16 protein-coding genes and 1 riboswitch are annotated in these 19,915 nt (G+C 72.4%); of the genes, 3 read left to right on the top strand and 13 right to left on the bottom strand.

The genetic code is table 11. The features are described from left to right. Positions 1 to 78 precede the first annotated feature (78 nt). From BIU96_RS16380 to BIU96_RS16360, 5 genes are all read right to left on the bottom strand, one after another. Entirely contained in the window at positions 79 to 714 is a 636-nt protein-coding gene (locus BIU96_RS16380; protein ID WP_083403013.1) for a hypothetical protein, read from the bottom strand. Then, positions 707 to 1,522 (bottom strand): energy-coupling factor transporter transmembrane protein EcfT, encoded by an 816-nt coding sequence (locus BIU96_RS16375; protein WP_254786206.1) that lies wholly within the window; start codon positions 1,520 to 1,522, stop codon positions 707 to 709. The genes BIU96_RS16380 and BIU96_RS16375 overlap by 8 nt, the downstream gene beginning before the upstream one ends. Next, positions 1,519 to 3,441, bottom strand: a complete 1,923-nt coding sequence (locus tag BIU96_RS20330; protein ID WP_071293686.1) for an ATP-binding cassette domain-containing protein — start codon at positions 3,439 to 3,441, stop codon at positions 1,519 to 1,521. The genes BIU96_RS16375 and BIU96_RS20330 overlap by 4 nt, the downstream gene beginning before the upstream one ends. Beyond that, positions 3,438 to 4,079 (bottom strand): ECF transporter S component, encoded by a 642-nt coding sequence (locus BIU96_RS16365; RefSeq protein ID WP_071293685.1) that lies wholly within the window; start codon positions 4,077 to 4,079, stop codon positions 3,438 to 3,440. The genes BIU96_RS20330 and BIU96_RS16365 overlap by 4 nt, the downstream gene beginning before the upstream one ends. After that, a riboswitch (TPP riboswitch) is annotated at positions 4,076 to 4,185 on the bottom strand. It overlaps the preceding gene by 4 nt. An 82-nt stretch (positions 4,186 to 4,267) precedes the next feature. Continuing rightward, complete coding sequence (locus tag BIU96_RS16360) at positions 4,268 to 4,591, bottom strand: hypothetical protein (RefSeq protein ID WP_071293684.1); 324 nt, start codon at positions 4,589 to 4,591, stop codon at positions 4,268 to 4,270. 128 nt (positions 4,592 to 4,719) lie between these two features. On the opposite strand from BIU96_RS16360, the gene glgX reads away from it, so the two are divergent. From glgX to treZ, 3 genes are read left to right on the top strand one after another with little or no spacing between them, the layout of a single operon-like run. After that, entirely contained in the window at positions 4,720 to 6,957 is a 2,238-nt protein-coding gene (glgX, locus tag BIU96_RS16355; protein ID WP_071293683.1) for a glycogen debranching protein GlgX, read from the top strand. Further along, positions 6,954 to 9,422 (top strand): malto-oligosyltrehalose synthase, encoded by a 2,469-nt coding sequence (gene treY / locus BIU96_RS16350; RefSeq protein WP_071293682.1) that lies wholly within the window; start codon positions 6,954 to 6,956, stop codon positions 9,420 to 9,422. Before glgX ends, treY begins: the two co-directional genes overlap by 4 nt. Continuing rightward, entirely contained in the window at positions 9,419 to 11,173 is a 1,755-nt protein-coding gene (gene treZ / locus BIU96_RS16345) for a malto-oligosyltrehalose trehalohydrolase (RefSeq protein ID WP_071293681.1), read from the top strand. Before treY ends, treZ begins: the two co-directional genes overlap by 4 nt. 222 nt (positions 11,174 to 11,395) lie before the next feature. On the opposite strand, the gene BIU96_RS16340 is transcribed toward treZ, so the two are convergent. From BIU96_RS16340 to BIU96_RS16305, 8 genes are all read right to left on the bottom strand, one after another. Next, on the bottom strand, positions 11,396 to 12,190 hold the full coding sequence (locus BIU96_RS16340; protein ID WP_071293680.1) for a polyprenol monophosphomannose synthase: 795 nt from the start codon (positions 12,188 to 12,190) through the stop codon (positions 11,396 to 11,398). A gap of 45 nt (positions 12,191 to 12,235) precedes the next feature. After that, positions 12,236 to 12,874 carry a class F sortase gene (locus BIU96_RS16335; protein WP_071293679.1) on the bottom strand — a complete coding sequence of 213 codons (639 nt, stop codon included), beginning with the start codon at positions 12,872 to 12,874 and terminating at the stop codon, positions 12,236 to 12,238. Positions 12,875 to 12,993: 119 nt separating this feature from the next. Next, positions 12,994 to 14,151 (bottom strand): glycosyl hydrolase family 8, encoded by a 1,158-nt coding sequence (locus BIU96_RS16330; RefSeq protein ID WP_071293678.1) that lies wholly within the window; start codon positions 14,149 to 14,151, stop codon positions 12,994 to 12,996. A gap of 114 nt (positions 14,152 to 14,265) precedes the next feature. Then, positions 14,266 to 15,105: a DUF4397 domain-containing protein gene (locus BIU96_RS16325; RefSeq protein WP_071293677.1), complete on the bottom strand. Its 840-nt coding sequence runs from the start codon at positions 15,103 to 15,105 to the stop codon at positions 14,266 to 14,268. A 71-nt stretch (positions 15,106 to 15,176) separates the two neighbouring features. After that, on the bottom strand, positions 15,177 to 17,150 hold the full coding sequence (locus BIU96_RS16320) for a glycosyltransferase family 39 protein (protein ID WP_175477590.1): 1,974 nt from the start codon (positions 17,148 to 17,150) through the stop codon (positions 15,177 to 15,179). A gap of 8 nt (positions 17,151 to 17,158) precedes the next feature. After that, positions 17,159 to 18,691 (bottom strand): glycosyltransferase family 2 protein, encoded by a 1,533-nt coding sequence (locus tag BIU96_RS16315; protein ID WP_071293675.1) that lies wholly within the window; start codon positions 18,689 to 18,691, stop codon positions 17,159 to 17,161. After that, the gene (locus BIU96_RS16310; RefSeq protein ID WP_254786205.1) at positions 18,688 to 19,185 is read right to left on the bottom strand and encodes a GtrA family protein; all 498 of its coding nucleotides are present in this window, start codon (positions 19,183 to 19,185) and stop codon (positions 18,688 to 18,690) included. The genes BIU96_RS16315 and BIU96_RS16310 overlap by 4 nt, the downstream gene beginning before the upstream one ends. 346 nt (positions 19,186 to 19,531) lie before the next feature. Further along, on the bottom strand, positions 19,532 to 19,915 hold a 384-nt coding region (locus BIU96_RS16305), incomplete at its 5' end, for an aldo/keto reductase (RefSeq protein WP_139200120.1).

Raw genomic sequence — 19,915 nt, 5'->3', positions numbered from 1 at the left:
AGAAGTGTCGCTGGGCGCGAAACTCGGGCGCGCGGGGCTCGGGGGCGCGAGCCCCGCAGCGCGGCCGCGCCCGTCGCCCTACGTCCGCAGCACCACGTCGGCCAGGGCCGCAGGCGCCTCGGCAGCGATGAACGCCGACTCCTGCGCCGCCCAGCGCTCCCACTCCCGTGCGAACACCTCGCCGTCGCGGCCGATCGCCCGCTGCCACCGCGTGTCGTCGTCGGCCTCGAGCCACACCCGGAGCGACGCGGAGGCCGCCGAAGCCCGCGACAGCGCCCCGCACCCCTCGACCACGATCGGGGCGTCGGGGTCGAGCGGGACCCAGTCGGTCGGGCCTCCTGCATCCCAGTCCCACCGTCGGTAGCCGCTCGGGGCCCCGAGCACGTCGGTCACCACGGCCTCGGCGGCGGCGCGTAGGCCGTCCCAGCCGGGGTAGACGTCGTCGAGGTGCACGATCTGCGCGCCGAGCCGCTCGGCGACGGCGTTCCCGAGGGTGGTCTTGCCCGTGCCGGAGCGCCCGTCGACTAGGACGACGAGGCGCCGGTCCCCGCGCGCAGCGGCAGCACCGGCAGCGGCGGCGGCGAGGGCCTCGGCGGCGGGGGCTTCGGCGGCGAGCGCCCCGGCGGCGAGCGTCCCGGCGGCGAGCGCTTCGGCGGCGGCGGGGGGTTCGGCGGCGTCCGAGGGCTCGCGCCCGGGGCCGAGCCGATCAGGCACGCCACGTCCCCGCGACCACCGCGACCCCGATCGACACCAGCCCGATGCCGACGAGCACCGCGACCATCGCCCACTCCGGCCCCGCGAACCGTGCGGTCCGCGCCCACGTGCGCCTGCCGGGAGCCCCGAACCCCCGCGACTCCATCGCCACCGCCAGCGTCGTCGCCCGCCGCAGCGCCAGCACGAGCAGCGCGAACGCCATCGAGGCCCCCCGCCGCAGTCGCCCGGTGTCCGCCACTCCCCGGGCCCGCCGCGCCATGCCGAGCTGCCGCCAGTCGTCTCCGAGCAGCGTCACCATCCGGAGCGCCGCCAGCGCGCCCAGCACGAACCGCGCGGGCAGCCGCAGCAGTTGCGCGAGCCCGTCGGCCAGGTCCGTCGGGTCCACCCGGACGAACAGCGCGACGGCCGGGATCCCGACGGCGAGCACACGCAGCGCCGTCGCCAGCGCGAGTTCCAACGACCCGTCGGTGACGTGCGCGAAGCCGAAGTCGAACCACTCCCGCCCGGAAGGTCGCCCGTACAACGCGATGCTCACCGCCGTCAGCGGCACCGCCACGAGCACGGGTGACGTCCGCAGGAGCAGGGTGCGCGGCGGGATCCGCAGGAGCGGCAGGAGAAGGACCTCCAGGGCGAGGGCGACGGCTGCCGACACCACGTCGAGACTCAGGACGAGGCACACCCCGAGCGCCATCACGCCGAGGAGCGACGCGACCGGCTGCACACCGCGCGTCGTCGGGACGGTTCCGACGGTCGGGCCTGGAGGCGCGGATCGCCCCGGCAGGTCGGCCGACGTCCCCGGGGCGGTCACCGTTCCACCCCCGGCTCGGCCGGCGTGCGGAGCACGGGCTCGGCACCCGTCTCGCTGAGGACGACCTCGTCGGCGTCGAGCGCCCGCACGAGGTCCTGGTCGTGCGTGATCGCCACGATCGCGGTGCCGGCGTCGGCGAGCGTGCCGAGCCGGTCGACCACGGCCTGCCAGGTGGCGCGGTCCTGCCCGGAGGTCGGTTCGTCGAGCACGACGACCGGCGGCGCAGCGGCGACGACGGTCCCGATCGCGAGTCGACGCTGCTCGCCGCCGGACAGGGTGAAGGGGTTGGCGTCCGCCAGGTGCGCGAGCCCGAACGTCGCGAGCAGCTCCTCGACCCGCGCGGCGACCTCGTCGTCGGGGTGGCCGAGGGCCGTCGGGCCGACGGCGAGTTCCTCGCGGACGGTGCGGGCGACGAACTGGTGCTCGGGGTCCTGGAACACGGTGCCGATGCGCGCGGCCAACTGGCGGCTGGTCCACGCGACCGGGACGTCTCCGATGCCGTCGGCCAGGGTCGGAGTGGCACGCAGTGACCCGTCGACGGGGCGGAGGAGCCCGGCCAGCGTCAGGCCGAGCGTCGACTTGCCGACACCGTTCGGCCCCGTCACGGCGAGCACCCGGCCGGCCCGGACCTCGAGGTCGATCCCGCTCCCCACGCGCTGCCGCTTCCCCCGTGCCGTCCCGAGCCCCGTCGCCGCGAGCAGCACCGCGCCGTCGCCCGCACCGCCGAGCGGGCGAACTCCCGTGGTGCTCTCCGCGCCCGACCCCGGCATTTCGCCCGCTCGTCCGCGACGGGCGTGCGGCACGTCACCCAGGGACGGCCCCGCCGAGCCGAGCGGGCGAACTCCCACGGTCGCCCCGTCGCCCGACCCCGGCATTTCGCCCGCTCGTCCGAGACGGGCGGGCGCCACATCACCCACGGACGGCCCCTCCGAACCGAGCGGGCGAACTCCCGTGGTGCCCTCCGCGCCCGACCCCGGCATTTCGCCCGCTCGTCCGCGACGGGCGCGCGCCACGTCACCCACGGACGGCCCCGCCGAACCGAGCGGGCGAACTCCCCCGGTCGCCCCGTCGCCCGACCCCGGCATTTCGCCCGCTCGTCCGCGACGGGCGTGCCCCCGTGCCGAACCACGCGCGGGCTCCGACCCCGGCACCCACACGCCGGCCGCCGTCAGGGCCGCACCGTGCCGGGCGAGCACCTCGGCGGGCGGACCGTCGGCGACGACTCCCCCGGCGGGCTCGAGCAGCACGAGCCGGTCAACCAGATCGAGCCACGTGCCGATCCGGTGCTCGACCACGAGCAACGAGCACCCGGTCTCGTCGAGCAGCGCATGGACGGCATCGTGCACCTGCGACACCCCCGACGGATCGAGGTTGGCGCACGGTTCGTCCAGCACGAGCGCCCCGGGCCGCATCGCCAGCACGCCGGCGAGTGCCAGCCGCTGCCGCTGCCCGCCGGACAGCTTCGTGGTGGACCGGTCGAGCGCCAGGTCGAGCCCCACGACGTCGAGCGCCGTCCGGACCCGCTCCCAGATCTCCTCCGGCGGGACCCCCGCGTTCTCGCACCCGAACGCGACGTCGTCGCCGACCCGCGACATCACCGTGTGGGCCTCGGGGTCCTGCATCACGAGGCCGACGCGCCCGCGGGCCGCGCGGGGGTCGGCACCGTCGACCAGGACCGAGCCCTGCACGGACGCGGCGGTGTCGTCGGTGTCGTCCGGCTCGTCGGGCAGCACGGCGGCGACGGCACGGAGGAGCGTGGACTTGCCCGCTCCCGAGGGTCCGACGATCGCGACGCGTTCCCCCGGTTCGACGGTCAGGTCGACGCCGCGGACCGCCCACGCGTCACGTCCGGCGTACCGCCAACCCCAGTCGTGGAAGGCGATGCGCGCGGGACCCTCGGCCCCGGACACCGTGGTCACGCGACGGCGCGGGTCCCGCGCCTGGAGTGTTCACGGCCGGCGGCGAACGACGACAGCACACCGGTCGCGGCGAGCGCGCGGACGAGGAGCCACGAGCCGAGCCCGGCGATGACCGCTCCGCCGACGACGCCGGCCACGATGTACGCGGCCTTGAAGCCCGCGTCGTACCCGGGGTACCAGAGCACGGTGTCGTTGAGGCCCATCGCGAGACCGGCAGCGGCCCCGGCGAGGACGACGACCGGCAGCCGGTACACGCGGTACAGGAACAGCGCGAGGACGAGTTCGGCGCCGAGGCCCTGGACGAGTCCGGCCTCGAGCGTGAGCCACCCCCACTGGGTGCCGAGGAGCGCCTCGACCGAGGCGGCGACCATCTCGGCGTAGAGCGCCGCGCCGGGCTTCCGGACGATGATCGCGACGACGGGTCCGGCGAGCAGCCAGACGCCGCCGAAGAACGCCTGCGTGCCGGGTAGGACGAGTGTCATCGCGGCGCTGAGCGGCTCGTAGCCGAACTCCCACACCTTGAAGACGACCCCGATGGCGACCGCGAGGACGCTGGCGACGACGATGTCGACGACCCGCCAGCGGAGTGATCGCGTGACGTGGGTGGACGGTACTGCTGGTGACGTGCGTACGGACATGGTCCTGGACTCCTCCCTGCGCCGGCATGATCCGGATCAGGTTCGACGGTCGGAGCGCCACTCGCTCCCTCTCAGCCCGGCGGTCCCGGACTCCCGTGTGTGTTCCGCCAGTGTAGACGCGGACGCGACCGTGTGACGGACTGGAGGCGCGGTGCCAGCTGGCACCGCGCCTCCAGTCCGTCAGTTGGTCACTTCTTGAGGACGCGGACCAGCTTTCGCAGGACGGTGCCGGTCACCCAGATGACCGGGATGCTCACGGCGAGCAGCGAGATGAGGTTCGGCTCGAACTCGAGGTCCTTGCCGGGGCGACGGACGTACGCGCCGACGGGGATCGATGCCCCGCCGCCACCGCCGCCGCCGTTGTCGTCGCCGTCCCCGCCACCACCGAAGCCGAACCAGGCGATGGACACCGGGATGAGGGTCTGGTCGCCGACCTCGACCGGGTCCCCGTAGTTTGTGGACACGCCGACGGGGCGCACCTTGTCTGCGATCTGCGTCACGATGTTGGCCATGCGCGCGAGGCTACTCGCCGGTCCCTCCACAGGCTGCGACGCGCGGGAACCGTCCACGGCTGGGGCTTGTCTGCGGACGCGGACGGCCCCCGCCGATATGTTGGCGCCACCCACACCTGGAGGAACGTTTGCACACCTGGCCCGGCAACCCGTACCCGCTCGGGGCGACCTACGACGGAAGCGGCACGAACTTCGCGCTCTTCAGCGAGGTCGCCGAGCGCGTCGAACTGTGTCTCTTCGACGACGACGGCAACGAGACCTGCGTCCCCCTGCTCGAGGTGGATGCCTACGTCTGGCACGCGTACCTCCCGAACGTCGGACCCGGACAGCAGTACGGCTTCCGCGTCCACGCGGACTACGACCCGACGAAGGGGCTCCGCGCGAACCCCGCGAAGCTGCTGCTCGACCCGTACGCGAAGGCGACGAGCGGGGACATCGACTGGGACCAGTCGCTGTTCTCGTACACGTTCGGCGACCCCGACTCGACCAACGACGAGGACTCCGCCTCGCACATGATGAAGGGCGTCGTCATCAACCCGTTCTTCGACTGGCAGGGTGACCGCGCACCGCGGACCCCCTACGGCGAGACGGTCATCTACGAGGCGCACGTCAAGGGCCTCACCGAGACGCACCCCGACGTGCCGGAAGAGCAGCGCGGCACCTACGCCGGCGTCGCGCACCCGGCGGTCATCGAGCACCTCAAGCGCCTCGGCGTGACGACGCTCGAGCTCATGCCCGTGCACCAGTTCGTGAACGACTCGACCCTGCAGGACAAGGGGCTGTCGAACTACTGGGGCTACAACACCATCGGGTTCTTCGCACCGCACTCGCACTACTCGTCGTCCGGCGACCAGGGCCAGCAGGTGCAGGAGTTCAAGACGATGGTCCGCGAGCTCCACCGCGCGGGCATCGAGGTCGTGCTCGACGTCGTCTACAACCACACGGCAGAGGGCAACCACCTCGGCCCGACCCTGTCGTTCCGCGGCATCGACAACGCGGCGTACTACCGCCTCGTCGACGACGACCCGCGGTACTACATGGACTACACGGGCACCGGCAACTCGCTCAACGTCGGGCACCCGCACTCGCTGCAGCTCATCCTCGACTCGCTCCGCTACTGGGTGACCGAGATGCACGTCGACGGCTTCCGCTTCGACCTCGCCTCGGCGCTGGCCCGCGAGTTCTACGAGGTCGACCGGCTGTCGGCCTTCTTCGAGCTCGTGCAGCAGGACCCGATCGTGTCGCAGGTGAAGCTCATCGCCGAGCCGTGGGACGTCGGCCCCGGCGGCTACCAGGTCGGCAACTTCCCGCCCCAGTGGTCGGAGTGGAACGGCAAGTACCGCGACACGGTCCGTGACTTCTGGCGCGGCGAGTCGTCGACCCTCGGCGAGTTCGCGTCGCGGATCTCCGGCTCGGCCGACCTGTACGAGCACGACGGCCGTACCCCCAAGGCGAGCATCAACTTCATCACCGCGCACGACGGCTTCACGCTGTACGACCTCGTCGCCTACAACGAGAAGCACAACGAGGCCAACGGCGAGGACAACAACGACGGCGAGAGCCACAACCGTTCGTGGAACTCCGGCGCCGAGGGGCCGACCGACGACGAGGCCGTGAACGCGCTGCGTCTGCAGCGCCGCCGCAACTTCCTGGCGACGCTGCTGCTCAGCCAGGGCGTGCCGATGATCGCGCACGGTGACGAGCTCGGCCGGTCGCAGTCGGGCAACAACAACGTCTACGCGCAGGACTCCGAGCTGAGCTGGATCGACTGGGACACCGCCGACGAGGAACTCATCCAGTTCACCGCCGACGTCGTCAAGCTCCGGCACGACCACCCGACGTTCCGCCGCACCCGGTACTTCAACGGGCGCCCGGTCCGCCGTGGCGAGGGCGAGCCGCTGCCCGACGTGGTGTGGCTGACCCCCTCGGGCGACGCCATGGACCCCGAGGACTGGGACTCCGGTTTCGGCAAGAGCGTCGGCATGTACCTGAACGGCGAGGGCATCCGCGGGCGCGACTCCCGCGGCGAGCGCGTCACCGACGTCGCGTTCATCACGTACTTCAACGCGCACGACGACGTCGTGACCTTCACCCTGCCCCCGGAGGAGTACTCCCCCGGGTGGACGGTGCGGATCGACACCGCGAACCCCGGCGCCCGCGACGAGGTCATCGGGGCGGGCACGCCGCTCGACGTGCCGGCGCGCTCGATGATCGTGCTCCGTGCCGAGCCCGACCACGAGGTCACCGTCACCCCGGTGGAGACCGACCCTGCACGGCCGGCCACCCCGGCCCCGCAGGACGCCGTCACGCCGGCGAACCCGGCGGGGTCGACTGCTCCGTCGGACACGGCGGGCGGTCAGCAGTGACCGCGCGTCGCGTCCCGTCCTCCACCTACCGGCTGCAGGTCACGCCCGACTTCGACCTGACGGCCGCGCAGGACGTCGTCGACTACGTGCGTGACCTCGGTGCGGACTGGCTCTACCTGTCGCCGGTGCTGCAGGCCGAGCCCGGCTCGCAGCACGGCTACGACGTCGTCGACCACACGCACGTCGACACCGAGCGCGGCGGCGACGACGCGCTCCGTGCCCTCGCCGACGCCGCGCACGACGCCGGGCTCGGGGTCCTCGTCGACGTGGTGCCGAACCACGTCGGCGTGGCCACGCCGGCGGCGAACCCGTGGTGGTGGTCCCTGCTCGAGCACGGGCAGGGCTCCCCCGTCGCCTGGGCCTTCGACGTCGACTGGCAGGCCGGGGACGGCAAGCTCCGCGTCCCGGTGCTCGACGACCGGCTGCTCGACGCGGTCGAGCTGCGGGACGGCCGGCTGTACCTGGGTGACACCGCCTACCCGACCGCGCCCGGCACCATGCACGACGGCGACACGGTCGAGGCCGTGCACGCCCGCCAGCACTACGAGTTCGTGCACTGGAAGCGCGCCGACCACGAGCTGAACTACCGCCGGTTCTTCGCGGTGAACACGCTCGCGGCCATCCGCGTCGAGGAGCCCGAGGTCTTCGCGGCGTCCCACGCCACGATCGGCGCCTGGTTCCGCGACGGTCTCGTCGACGGCCTGCGGATCGACCACCCGGACGGCCTGTACGACCCGGCCGGGTACCTGCAGGACCTCGCCGACCTGACCGGCGGCGCCTACACCCTCGTCGAGAAGATCCTCGAGCCGGGTGAGCAGCTGCCGAGCTCCTGGCCGGTGGACGGCACGACCGGGTACGACGCCCTCGGGGTCCTCGACCGCGTGTTCGTCGACCCCGCGGGCGAGGAGACGCTCACCGCCGCATCGGGTGCCGAGCCGTCCGACTGGCAGCAGCTGACGCACGACACCCGGCGCGGCATCGCGGACGGGATCCTCGGCAGCGAGGTCGAGCGCCTCGCCCGGCTGCTGCGCCCCGTCGCCGGCGACCTGCCGCACGATCGGGTCGTCGACGCCGTGGCCGAGATCGTCGCCTCGTTCGACGTCTACCGGACGTACCTGCCCGAGGGTGCACACCACCTCATCGACGCCCTCGAGCGTGCGGCCGAGGCCCGGCCCGACCTCGACGACGTCATCGACCGGATCGCCCCGGCACTCGTCGACCCGACGGACGCCGCGGCGATCCGGCTGCAGCAGACGAGCGGCATGGTGATGGCGAAGGGCGTCGAGGACACCGCGTTCTACCGGACCTCGCGGCTCACGAGCCTGAGCGAGGTCGGCGGCGATCCGAGCGTGTTCTCGGTCTCGCTGGCCGACTTCCACCAGGCGCAGCGCGACCGGCTCGGCAGCTGGCCGCACACCATGACGACCCTGACCACGCACGACACGAAGCGGAGCGAGGACACCCGCGCCCGCATCGCCGTCCTCGCCGAGATCGGACACGAGTGGTCGCAGGCGCTCGAGCGCCTGCAGTCCCTCGTCCCGCTCGAGGACGCGGTGTTCGCGGACCTGCTCTGGCAGGCGATCGTCGGCGCACGCCCGGCCAGCCGGGAGCGCCTGCACGCCTACGCCGAGAAGGCATCGCGCGAAGCCGGGGACAGCACCACGTGGACCGAGCCGGACGAGGACTTCGAGCGGCGCATGCACGCGCTGGTCGACGCTGCGTTCGACGAGCCCGCCGTGGTCGCCGTGCTCGACGCCCTCGACGAGCGGATCGACGCCGCCGGGTGGTCGAACGGGCTTGCACAGAAGCTCGTGCAGCTCACCGCGCCCGGCGTCCCCGACGTCTACCAGGGCACCGAGTCCTGGGACCGCTCCCTGGTCGACCCGGACAACCGGCGTGCGGTGGACTACACCGAGCGTCGGCACGTCCTCGCCGAGCTGGACGGCCCGGACGACGACGGCCCCGAGGACCTCCCCGCGATCGGCATCGACGGGGCGGCCAAGCTCCTCGTCACCAGCCGTGCGCTGCGGGTCCGACGCGACCACCCGGAGCTCTTCACGCGCTACCTCGAGCTCGAGGCGACGGGCAGCGCGGCGGACCACGTGCTGGCGTTCGACCGCGGCGGCGCGGTGACCATCGCCACGCGCCTGCCGATCGGGCTCCGTCGCGTCGGTGGATGGGGCGACACCCTGGTGCACCCCGCGCCGCTCGACCGGGTCGACCTGCTCACCGGTCGGCGCTTCCCCGCGTCCCGTGGCATCGCGCTGTCCGAGGTCCTCGCCGACTACCCGGTGGCCCTGCTCGTCCCGGTGCACGTCGTCGAGCCGACCGACCACGGCACCGAGACGACCGACGTCTCCCGTCCGACGACCGGAACGGACACCCGTGGGTCGGACGCCCCCGGGTCCACCGCACCCGAGTCCGACGCCCAAGCCGAGATCGACATCCTGGAGGGGCACGCATGACCGTTCCCGACCGCTACGGCGTCTGGGCCCCCGCTCCCGAGCGGGTGCGCCTCGTCGTCGACGGCACCGAGTACCCGCTGACCCGCGGCGCCGACGACTGGTGGACGACCGACGCGGTCCTCCCCCACGTCGGTGCGCGCTACGGGTTCCGCATCGACGACGACGACGCCGTGCGGCCCGACCCGCGCAGCCGGTTCCAGCCCGAAGGCGTGCACGGCCCGTCCGAGGTCGTCGACCCGGCACGGTTCTCGTGGACCGACGAGGCCTGGACCGGCCGTCCGGCGCGCGGTGGCGTCATCTACGAGATGCACATCGGCACCTACACGCCCGAGGGCACCCTCGACGCCGCCGCCGCGAAGCTCGACCACCTGGTCGAGCTCGGCGTGGAGTTCGTCGAGCTGCTCCCGGTGAACGCCGTGAACGGCGAGTGGAACTGGGGCTACGACGGCGTCGGCTGGTTCGCCGTGCACGCCCCGTACGGCGGGCCGGACGCCTACGACCGGTTCGTCGACCGTGCACACGCGCTCGGGCTCGGCGTCATCCAGGACGTCGTCTACAACCACCTCGGACCGAGCGGCAACTACCTGCCGCTGTACGGCCCGTACCTGCTGCAGGGACTCGGCAACACGTGGGGCGACTCCGTCAACGTCGAGCACCCCGAGGTCCGTCGGTACGTGCTCGACAACGTGCGCATGTGGTTCCGTGACCACCACGTCGACGGGCTCCGGCTCGACGCCGTCCACGCGATCCGCGACACCACCCGCCCGCACGTGCTGCAGGCGATGGCGTCCGAGACCGACGCGTTCTCGGCGTTCGTCGGCAAGCCGCTGTCGCTCATCGCGGAGTCGGACCTGAACGACCCGATCATGTTCCGTCCGCAGGAAGCCGCGGGCTACGGTCTTGCCGGGCAGTGGTCCGACGACTTCCACCACGCGGTGCACGTCGCACTGACCGGCGAGACGAACGGCTACTACGGCGACTTCGCGCCGCTCTCCGCACTCGCGAAGGTCCTGCAGCACGGGTTCTTCCACGACGGCACCTGGTCGTCGTTCCGGAAGCAGCGGCACGGCCGGCCGATCGACCGAGGGACCTCCCCCGCGACGGCCCTGGTCGTGGGGAACCAGAACCACGACCAGATCGGCAACCGTGCGGCGGGCGATCGGCTCGCGGCGAGCCTGACCGACGAGGGGCTCGTGATCGCCGCGGCGCTGACGTTGCTCGGACCGTTCACGCCGATGCTGTTCATGGGCGAGGAGTTCGCCGCGACGACGCCGTGGCAGTTCTTCACCTCGCACCCGGAGCCGGAACTCGGCGAGGCCACGGCGACGGGACGCATCGCGGAGTTCGCCGAGCACGGCTGGGACGAGTCCGCGGTGCCGGACCCGCAGGACCCGACGACGTTCACGAACTCGAAGCTCGACTGGGCCGACGTCGACTCGGAGCGGGGTGCGGCGATCCTCCGGGCCTACCGTGTGCTCATCGCGCTCCGGCGCACCGACCAGGCGTTCGTCGACCCGCGCTACGAGGCGAACGCGGTCCGCTTCAGCGAGGACCGGCGTTGGCTCGTGCTGACACGGGGCCTGCTCGGACCGGATGCGACCCCGGTGCACGTCGTCGTGAACTTCCTCGACGACGACGCCGAGGTGCCGGTACCGGGCGCCACGGGCGAGGAGCTCTACCGCTTCGGCGAGGCCGACGTCGCGACCGACTGCGTCCGGTTCACCGGCCGCGGGGTGGTCGTCCTGCGCTGAGCCGGCGCAAGCCGGGCAGCAGCTGGCCGGCCCGCCGGGCAGCCACGCGAAAGCGACAGATCGCCGCGGAACTCCCGCGGCGATCTGTCGCTTCCGCGTGGGCGACGGCCGCCGGCAGACGAGATCTGTCGCTCTGGCGGTGTGGTCGTCCCGCAGACGGACGGGAGGCGCGTGGCGGGACCGCCACGCGCCTCCAGTCCGATGACGGCCCGGTGGCAGCCCTCAGGCCGCGTGGTCGGACACCGCGTGCGCGTTCGCGCGCACCGACGGCAGCCGACGGTGGTCCTTCACGACCGAGCGCGCTTCGCGCAGACGCCGGTCGATGCCCCACTTCGTCACGAGGGCGAGGCTCTCGCGCACGATGTTCCCGCTCATCTTGGAGACACCGAACTCCCGCTCAGTGAAGGTGATCGGGGTCTCGACGACGCGCAGCCCGGCCTCGAGGGCGCGCCAGCACAGGTCCACCTGGAAGCAGTACCCCTTCGAGGCGACGCCGGCCAGGTCGATGCGCTCGAACGCCCGTGACGTGAAGACGCGGAAGCCGCCGGTGGCGTCCCGCACGGCGATCCCGAGCGCCAGGCGCGTGTAGAGGTTGCCGCCGCGGGAGAGCATCTCGCGGTACCAGGGCCAGTTCTCCACCTCGCCGCCCTTGATCCAGCGGGACCCGAGGACGAGGTCGTTCGTGTCGGCGAGCTCGAGCATCCACGGCAGGTACTCCGGGTGGTGCGAGCCGTCCGCGTCCATCTCGACGAGCTTGTCGTAGCCCTGCTCGAGGCCCCAGGCGAACCCGGCGAGGTAGGCGCCGCCCAGGCCGTCCTTGACGGTGCGGTGCATGACGTGGACCCGACCGGTCTCACGGGCGATCTGGTCGGCGATGTCGCCGGTGCCGTCCGGGGAGTTGTCGTCCACGACGAGCACGTGGACGCTGTTGTCGGTGGCGGCGAGGGTGCGCTCGACGATGGGGCGGACGTTCTCCGCTTCGTCGTAGGTCGGGATGATGACCAGGGTCGTGCTCATGGTGCTCCTTGCGCTTGACATCGAAGATATCGGTCGTCGGCTGCGTCACTCCGCCGAGAGCTCTGCGAACACGATCAGATTGTCCGTGTAGTGCCCGGTGGCGGTGTCGAACGTGCCGTCGCAGGTGATCAGCCGGAGTTGCGGTGTGGGTGCGGTGCCGTAGACGTCGCTCGTGGGGAACGCCGACTTCGCGGCCCGCTCCGACCGGTCCACCGTGAAGGTGCGGGTGGTGCCGTCGGACATGGCGACGTGGATCTCGTCGCCGGGGACGAGTTCGTCGAGCCGGAAGAACACGGCTGCGGCGGTGGGGCTGTCGACGTGCCCGGCGATGACGGCGGGGCCGACCTGCCCCGGCACGATGCCGTCGCTGAACCAGCCGGCGTCGTCCCACCCCTTCGGCGGGTCGAGTTCACCGGCGGCTCCGCGGTGGAGGTCTTCGAGCGAGGACGAGACCCCGATCGCGGGGATGGTCACGCGGGTCGGCGTGGCGTCCGACGCCGGCGCGGGTGCCGCCGGGTCCTGGAACCCCGCGATGTCGCGGTCGGCCGCGGTCGACCCAGAGTCCGACGGTCGCGAGCTGCTCGGCCCGCTGGAGACACTCCGCGCGTCCCCGTTCCCGGCCGCGACGGCGACCGCGCTGACCGCACCCCCGGCGACGAGCACCGCCGCCCCCGCCGCGATCACGACCCACCGCCGCCCGAGTCTCGCCCTGAGCGACGTCCCTCGCGGCGCGGAGCCCGCGATCCGACGCGCAGACCGAGACTCGGGGCCCGCCCGGCGCCGACCGCGGCCGAGCCCGCCGCTCACGACGCGCCTCCCGCCGCGGACGCGCAACCGCCGAGCACGTCCGACGTCAGCATCGTCGTACCGAGCGCCGCCCACGCGTCGCCGTAGTACGTCGGGGTCGTCGCCGCGGTGCGGTCTGCGCGCTCCAGGTCCTTCGTCGCCGCGCCGGTCGAACCGGCCGCGTGCTCCGCCGCCGCACGAGCCGTGTAGGCCAGGGCACTGCGGTCCCCGGTGACGGCGGTCCCGCCGAGGTCGAGCTGCGCCGCGAGCTGCGTCGTCCGACGGAGCGTCGGAGCGATCGACGCCGCGAGCGTCCGGTCCGAGGCGCTGCACGCCTCGGCGTACCGGAGCGGCATCCGCATCGCGTCGTAGCCGTACAGCACGCGGCCGTCGCCGCCGGTGGCGGACATCGGGTCGACGCTGCCGTCGGCGTGCACCTGCGACCAGTCGCTGGGCAGGTCGGTCTCGTCGAGGACCGCGGCGGTCACCGCGCTGGAGCCCCGTTCGAGCTCCGTCCACCGCTCGTCGCCGGTGGCCTTCGCGAGCACCCGGAACGCGGCAGGCGACGCGTACGAGGAGTCGTAGCGGTACGGCTCCGAGTCGGCCCACGGTCCGGGCAGCAGGATCCGCCCGAGGTCCGTCGTCGCGGTCTCGTGGTCGAGTACCGCCGCGGCCATCGTCTTGCCAGCCGTCGTGTAGCGGTCGTCGCCCCAGGCCGACCCGGCGAGCACCAGCGCCCGTGCCGCGTCGAGGTCGGCGTCGCTGGCGGGCTGCTCGTCGGCGACCCCGCCGTCCGTCGTCCAGCGCCACGCCAGCAGCGAGTCGTCCGTGAGCATGTGCCGCTTCGTCCACGACCAGATCTCGCCGAAGCGCTCCCGGTCGCCGGCGGCGTACGCGATGAGGAGCCCGTAGGCCTGTCCCTCGCTGACGGTGTCGCCGCCCTGGTCGGTGCGGACGACCCGGCCGTCGCGGACGTAGCGGTCGAGGAAGTCGGTGCGCAGCTGCGCGGCGGAACGCGTGCCGTCCGGCGCGGTGGTCGACGTGGGCGTCGACGCGCCACCGGCGTCCGGGGCGGAGGCCGACCACGGGTGCACGGCCGCGACGGCGATGCCGCCGGCGACCAGGACCGCGGCCACCGCCACGGCGGTGATGGGGATCCAGTTCCTGCGGGTCATGCTGGCCTGCTTTCTGCTGGTGGGAGGGGCTCCGGACTGGAGGCGCGGATCACGTGAGCGGATCGGCTGCGGTGAACCGCGCCTCCAGTCCGGACCAGGGGACGGACGTCCGGATCAGGAGAAGAGCGCGCGGATCGACCGGATGGCCGCGTGGAGCGAGTCGGTGTCGGCGCGGTCGGCGGCGGTGCCGCCGCCTCCCGTCTGGACGCCACCCGTGGGCGTCGCCGCCGTGGCGGCCGCGTCGGTGACGGGGACGATCGTCAGGTCGCCCTTGCTGTCGTCGAGCACGAAGAGCGTGGAGACGGTGTTGCCGGCAAGGTCGACCTGGGCGCTTCCCTGCTGCCCGCCACCGGAGATGTCGAGGTCCCACTTGCCGGACCCGACCGTGGCGTACTTCGTCGCGGTGCCGAACGCGGCGTCCGAGGCGATCGCGGTGCCGTCCGACGTCGACACGTCCACCTTCTTCGCGGTGGTCGCGGCCTGCACGAGCCGGAGCTTCGACTTGCCGTCACCCGGCTGCTGGAGGTCGTCGGTGTACGCCGCGGTCTTGAGGTCCGTGTTCTTGCCGTACGCGACGACGGTGCTCGCGTCGCCGCCCTGCACCGTGACGTCGGTGGAAACCACCGGCGTCGAGTCGGGGGCGTCGGAGGCGCGCATCGACAGGACGTAGGTGCCGGCGGCGAGCTCGGTGTACTTGCTCACCTGGCCGTACGTGACGTCGTCGAGCTCGAAGATCGTCTTGCCGCCGGACAGGCTCGACAGCTCGACGTCGACGCTCTTCGTGTCCGGGGACAGGTGCCCGACGCGGAGCCACCCGTCGTCGGTCGCGGCGCTCGCGGACTGCGGGGCGGCGAGGCCGACGGTGGCGGCGACGAGCGCTGCGCCGAGGGCGCCGACGGCGGCGGTGCGACGTCGCGAGGTGTGGCGTGTGGAGGTGCGTGCAGATGCGGTCATGGTGCTGCTCCTTCGGGTCGGTGCGGTACTGGTGCGGCGTGCTGCGGGACGCTCGCCCGTGGTCGAGCGGCTCACGAGTCCAGCGCGGTGGTCGTCGGGTCGGTCGTCGGGAAGACGACCGTCAGGGTGGTGCCGTCACGCTCGACCGAAGCCGGTCGGAGCGCGCTGGACACGGCGTCGAGGGTGGCCTCGGTGCGCGTCGCGGCCTCGGCGCTCGACGTGTGCACCACGAGGCGGCGGAACGTCTGGCCGTCCTCGCCGGTGAGCGGGGTGAACCGGTCGACGCGGACCGAGCGGTCGGCGAGGACCTGCCCGAGCGCGATCATCGCCCGCGAGTCCACCTGCCCGGCGCGGAACTGCGACCGTGTGCCGGCGTCCGCCTCGAGCGCCGGGTTGTCGGCGAGCTGCGTGCCGAGCGTCTTCCGCTGGTCCGCCGCCCGGTCGATGGCCTGTCGCGCGGCCGTCTGCCCCTCGGAGTTGATCTGCCGGACGTCGACCTGCTGGTCGCCGGTGCCGAAGGACGCGACGACCGTGGAGTTCTCGATCGCCTGACGGACGTCCGACGACGAGTTCCCGCCGGTCCGCATCGAGTCGGTCGTCACGACGTAGTCGGAGTCCTTCCAACCGTTCGGCGACTGGCGCTCGACGGCTCCGTCGGTGTCGAGCTTGTAGTACCAGACCACGTTGTCGCGGGCGAAGCCGTCGTTCACGAGGTCGACCCACATGGCGTCGTCGACGAGCATCCGGGAGCGCTTGTCGACGTTGTCGCCGATCCAGTTCTGCGCCTGCGCCATCGGCTGGTCGAGGTCGGTCACGAGGAACCCGCGGAGCTGCGAGCCCCACAGCGGCACGGCGGCCACGAGCGCGGCGGCGGTGACGAGCGCCCACGTCCCGCCGAGCACCCGACGCGACGCCCCGCGGACGCGGTTCCGGGCACGGAACGCGGTCCGGCCGGTCACGGCGAGCACGGCCCGCTCGGCGACGAACGCCACGAGGATGGCCCCCAGGGGCACGAGCACGATGACGTACGGCACCGGCAGGTACCCGTTCGGCCGGAACATGAACAGGAGCAGGAAGACGAGCATCGCGGCGATCGGCCGGACCCGGCGCAGGAACAGCCCCACGACGGCCGCCGCGGAACCGAGCACGATGAAGACCGGGTCGAGCGCCCACCACTGGGCCGCCGCCTCGTTCGCCAGGCTGCCGCCGGTGAAGAGCGACCCACTGGCCTGCCGGCTGCCGAGCTGGTAGGTGATGCCCTCGAGCAGGCTGACCTTGCCGGCACTCGGCAGGAGCTCGCCCTTCACCGCGGCGAGCAGGATGTACCCGCCACCGATCACGGCGAGGACCGCCCCGGCGACGCTCAGCGTGTACCGACGGGTGCTCGGGTCGGCCCGGCGGACCGCCATCCAGATGAGGAACGGCAGCGCCAGCAGGTACGTCTCCTTGCTGAGCACGGCGATCCCCAGGCACGCCGCGGCCCCGACGAAGCCGGCGAGCTGCTGCCGGCGGCTGAGCACGAGGACGAACGCGGCGAGGAGCCACGGCGTCGCGACGTTGTCGATGTAGACGGTGCGGTGGTACTGCAGCGCGAGCGGCGACAGCCCGAACACCAGCACGGCGACGGCGCTGGCCGGACGGGACATCCCGAGCCGGCGACCGAGGACGAACACCAGGACGGCCGAGACGGCGGCGAAGAACACCATGGCCTCGCGGGCTGCCTCGACGGCGAAGGGGTAGCGCGCGAACGCCCCGGTCAGCGAGGTGTAGCCGGCGATCTGGATCCAACCGAGCGGCGGGTGGTCGTACCAGTACGTGTAGTGGGTGAGCTCGCCGAGGTGCGTGATCGCCCACGCCTGCGCGGTGTACGTGCCCTCGTCGTCGATGCGCTGCGGGGTGCCGCCCATGTTCCAGGCCTGCACGAGCGCCGCGATCGCGACGACGGGCAGGACCCACGCCAGGCTCCTCGCGTGCACCTGGAACCAGGCGCGGACGCCGGTGGCGGGGCGGGCACCGCGGATCGGGATGCCGGTCGTGTTCGTCATGCTGGCGGTCATCGGGGGCCTCCGGCGGTGGTCGTCTCACGGGCGGTCGTGGTCTCACGGGCGCTGGAGGTGGTGCCGGCGCCGGCCAGTGCCGGCTCGGGGTTGGTCACGGCGGACGGGAATCCCACGACCTCGGGCTGCTGCGCCGCGGTGCGGTGCTGCCCGGTGTGCTCCGTCTTCTCCCAGCCGTTCTGCTTGCGGGCGTGCCGGACGACGGCACGGACGGCCGCCGCGGCGAGGAACACCTGGTACGGCACCAGGCCGAGGACGAGCTTCACGTAGTCGCGGACGCGGACCTTCTCCTGGTAGATCCGACCGAACTCGCCGAGCCCGGCGATCTCCACTGCGAGCAGCATGAGCGTCGGCGCGAGCGGGATGAACGAGATCAGGGCGATCGCGGTCGGAACCTTCACGAACAGGATCATCACGACGCTGAGCGGGATGAGGAGGCCGGTGGCCGCCTGGATGAACGGCATCGTCAGCAGGTACCGGGCGAAGAAGCGCTGCTTCAGCGACGGAAGCTGCTTCCACTCCCCCTTCTCGAGGACCTGCAGGAAGCCCTGGTTCCACCGCGTGCGCTGCTTGAGCAGGGACGCGAACGTCGGAGGGGTCTCCTCGCGGGTGACGGCCTCGGGGCTGTACGCGACGACGACCTTGGCGCCGTCCGCGGACAGCCGGACGCCGAGCTCGCAGTCCTCGGCGAGGCAGTGCGCGTCCCAGCCGTTCGACCAGTCGAGGCGCTTCTTCGTCACGAAGACGGTGTTGCCGCCGAGCGGGATGAACTTCGACTCGGCGTGGAAGTGCAGGCGGGAGCGGAACCAGAAGTAGTACTCCAGGACGTTCCGCAGCGACCACCAGCTCGACTTGAAGTTCATCAGCTGCACGCCGCCCTGCACGACGTCGGCCCCGGTCTCCTGGAAGCGCGAGTCCACCAGCGACAGCAGCCGCGGGTAGACCTCGTCCTCAGCGTCGAACACCCCGACGACGTCGCCGGTCGCGTACTGCAGCGCGAGGTTCATCGCCTTCGGCTTGTTCTTCGGCAGCGTGTCGTCGACCACGACCTTGATGAGGCCGGGGTGCCGGGCAGCCGCCTCGCGCACGACGCGGTCGGTGCCCGGGTCGTCCTCGCCGACGATCGCGATGATCTCGAAGTCGGGGTGGTCCTGCGTCGCGAGCATGTCGAGCGTCTGCCCCATCACGTCCTCCTCGTGCCGACCGGGCACCAGGAGCGTGAACCGGTGCGCCGCGGGACGCGGGGTGTCGCTGAAGCTCGTCGCCTTGAGCGCGTCGCGCGACCGCCAGGCGTGCAGCATCCACCAGAGGGTCGACAGCGCGACCAGCGTGAGGAGCACGGAGATGGCGATGAGGGCCGAGTAGCCGACCCACTCACCCAGCGACCAGGCGGCCTGCGGGCCCTGCCCCGAGCCTCCCGTCGGCACGTCGGTGGTCCCCCGGTTCGGCACGTTCCCCGGCGTGCCGGACTGGTCCCCCGGCTGCAGCAGGGGACCTGCGGCGACCGTCAGCGTGGTCAAGATGGTCATTCGGCGAGCTCCTTCGTGCGACGAGCGTCGGTGGAACGGAAGACGAGGGCCTTGTACGCGGCGAACCGGAACGCGGTGCCGAGCACGAGACCCACGCCGTTGCCGGCGACGTTGTCGGCGAGGGTGGACGTGAACCCGAGGAGGTAGTGCGAGACGAAGAGGCAGCCAGCGGCGATGCCCAGGCCGATGAGGTTGGTGAGCGCGAAGAGCACCCCTTCGCGTACGGTCTCCCGACGGCCGGTCTGTCGTTCGGCGCGGAACGTGATGAACCGGTTGCCGATCCACGCGACGGTGGTCGAGACGACGGCGGAGACGATCTTCGCGGCGATGGGCCCGTCGGGCATCACGGTCGCGCGGAGGAGGTTGTAGACAGCGAGGTCGATGACGAAGCAGACGGCACCGATCGTGCCGAACGTCGCGAGCTGGCGCGCGAGGGCCAGCAGACGTGGGAACGCACCGGAGCGCACGGCTGGCACCGAGCCGGTGGCTGACACCACAACGGGGGTATCGGTCGAGGTCATGCCCCCGATTCGGGGGGCTTCGCGGGGTGGTTTGGGTGGGGTACGCGTTTACCCAGGGGGCTGCCAGATGCGCGACACGCGCTGTTCATCTGGGCGCCGAGGGGCGTCGCTTTGCGGACTGCAGACGACAGGATCGGCCCACGTCGTGTAGTGGGCCGGGACCCCGACGGACTGGAGGCGCGGTGCCAGCTGGCACCGCGCCTCCTGTCCGGGGTTGGTTGCGCTGTCCGGGGTGGGCTGCACTGTCCGGGGTGGGTTGCGCTGTCCGGGGTGGGTTGCGCTGTCCGGGGTGGGCTGCGCTGTCCGGGGTGGGTTGCGGCTACGCGGGGCGCGACGCCGGGCTGACGGTCTTCGACGCGTCGCGCTCCGGGATGTCGCCGAGCGCCTGGTCGATCGCCTGCATGGCGTCGGCGTCGAGCGTGACGCCGGCGGCCTTGACGTTGTCGGTGACCTGCTCCGGACGCGAGGCGCCGACGATCGCACTCGCGACGTTCTCGTTCTGCAGGGTCCACGCGATCGCGAGCTGCGCGAGCGTGAGACCGGCCTGGTCGGCAACGGGCTGCAGACGCTGGACCGCCTCGAGGACCTCGTCGCGCATGAACCGCTTGATCATGTCGGCGCCGCCCTTCTCGTCCGTGGCGCGCGACCCCTCGGGCAGGGGCTGACCCGGCTTGTACTTGCCGGTGAGGACGCCCTGCGCGAT

Origin of the sequence: Curtobacterium sp. MCBA15_008 (assembly GCF_001865065.1) — a bacterium.
Lineage (GTDB): Bacteria > Actinomycetota > Actinomycetes > Actinomycetales > Microbacteriaceae > Curtobacterium.
The sequence above is the reverse complement of the archived record's forward strand: the minus strand, read 5'-3'. Positions and strand labels throughout refer to the sequence as shown.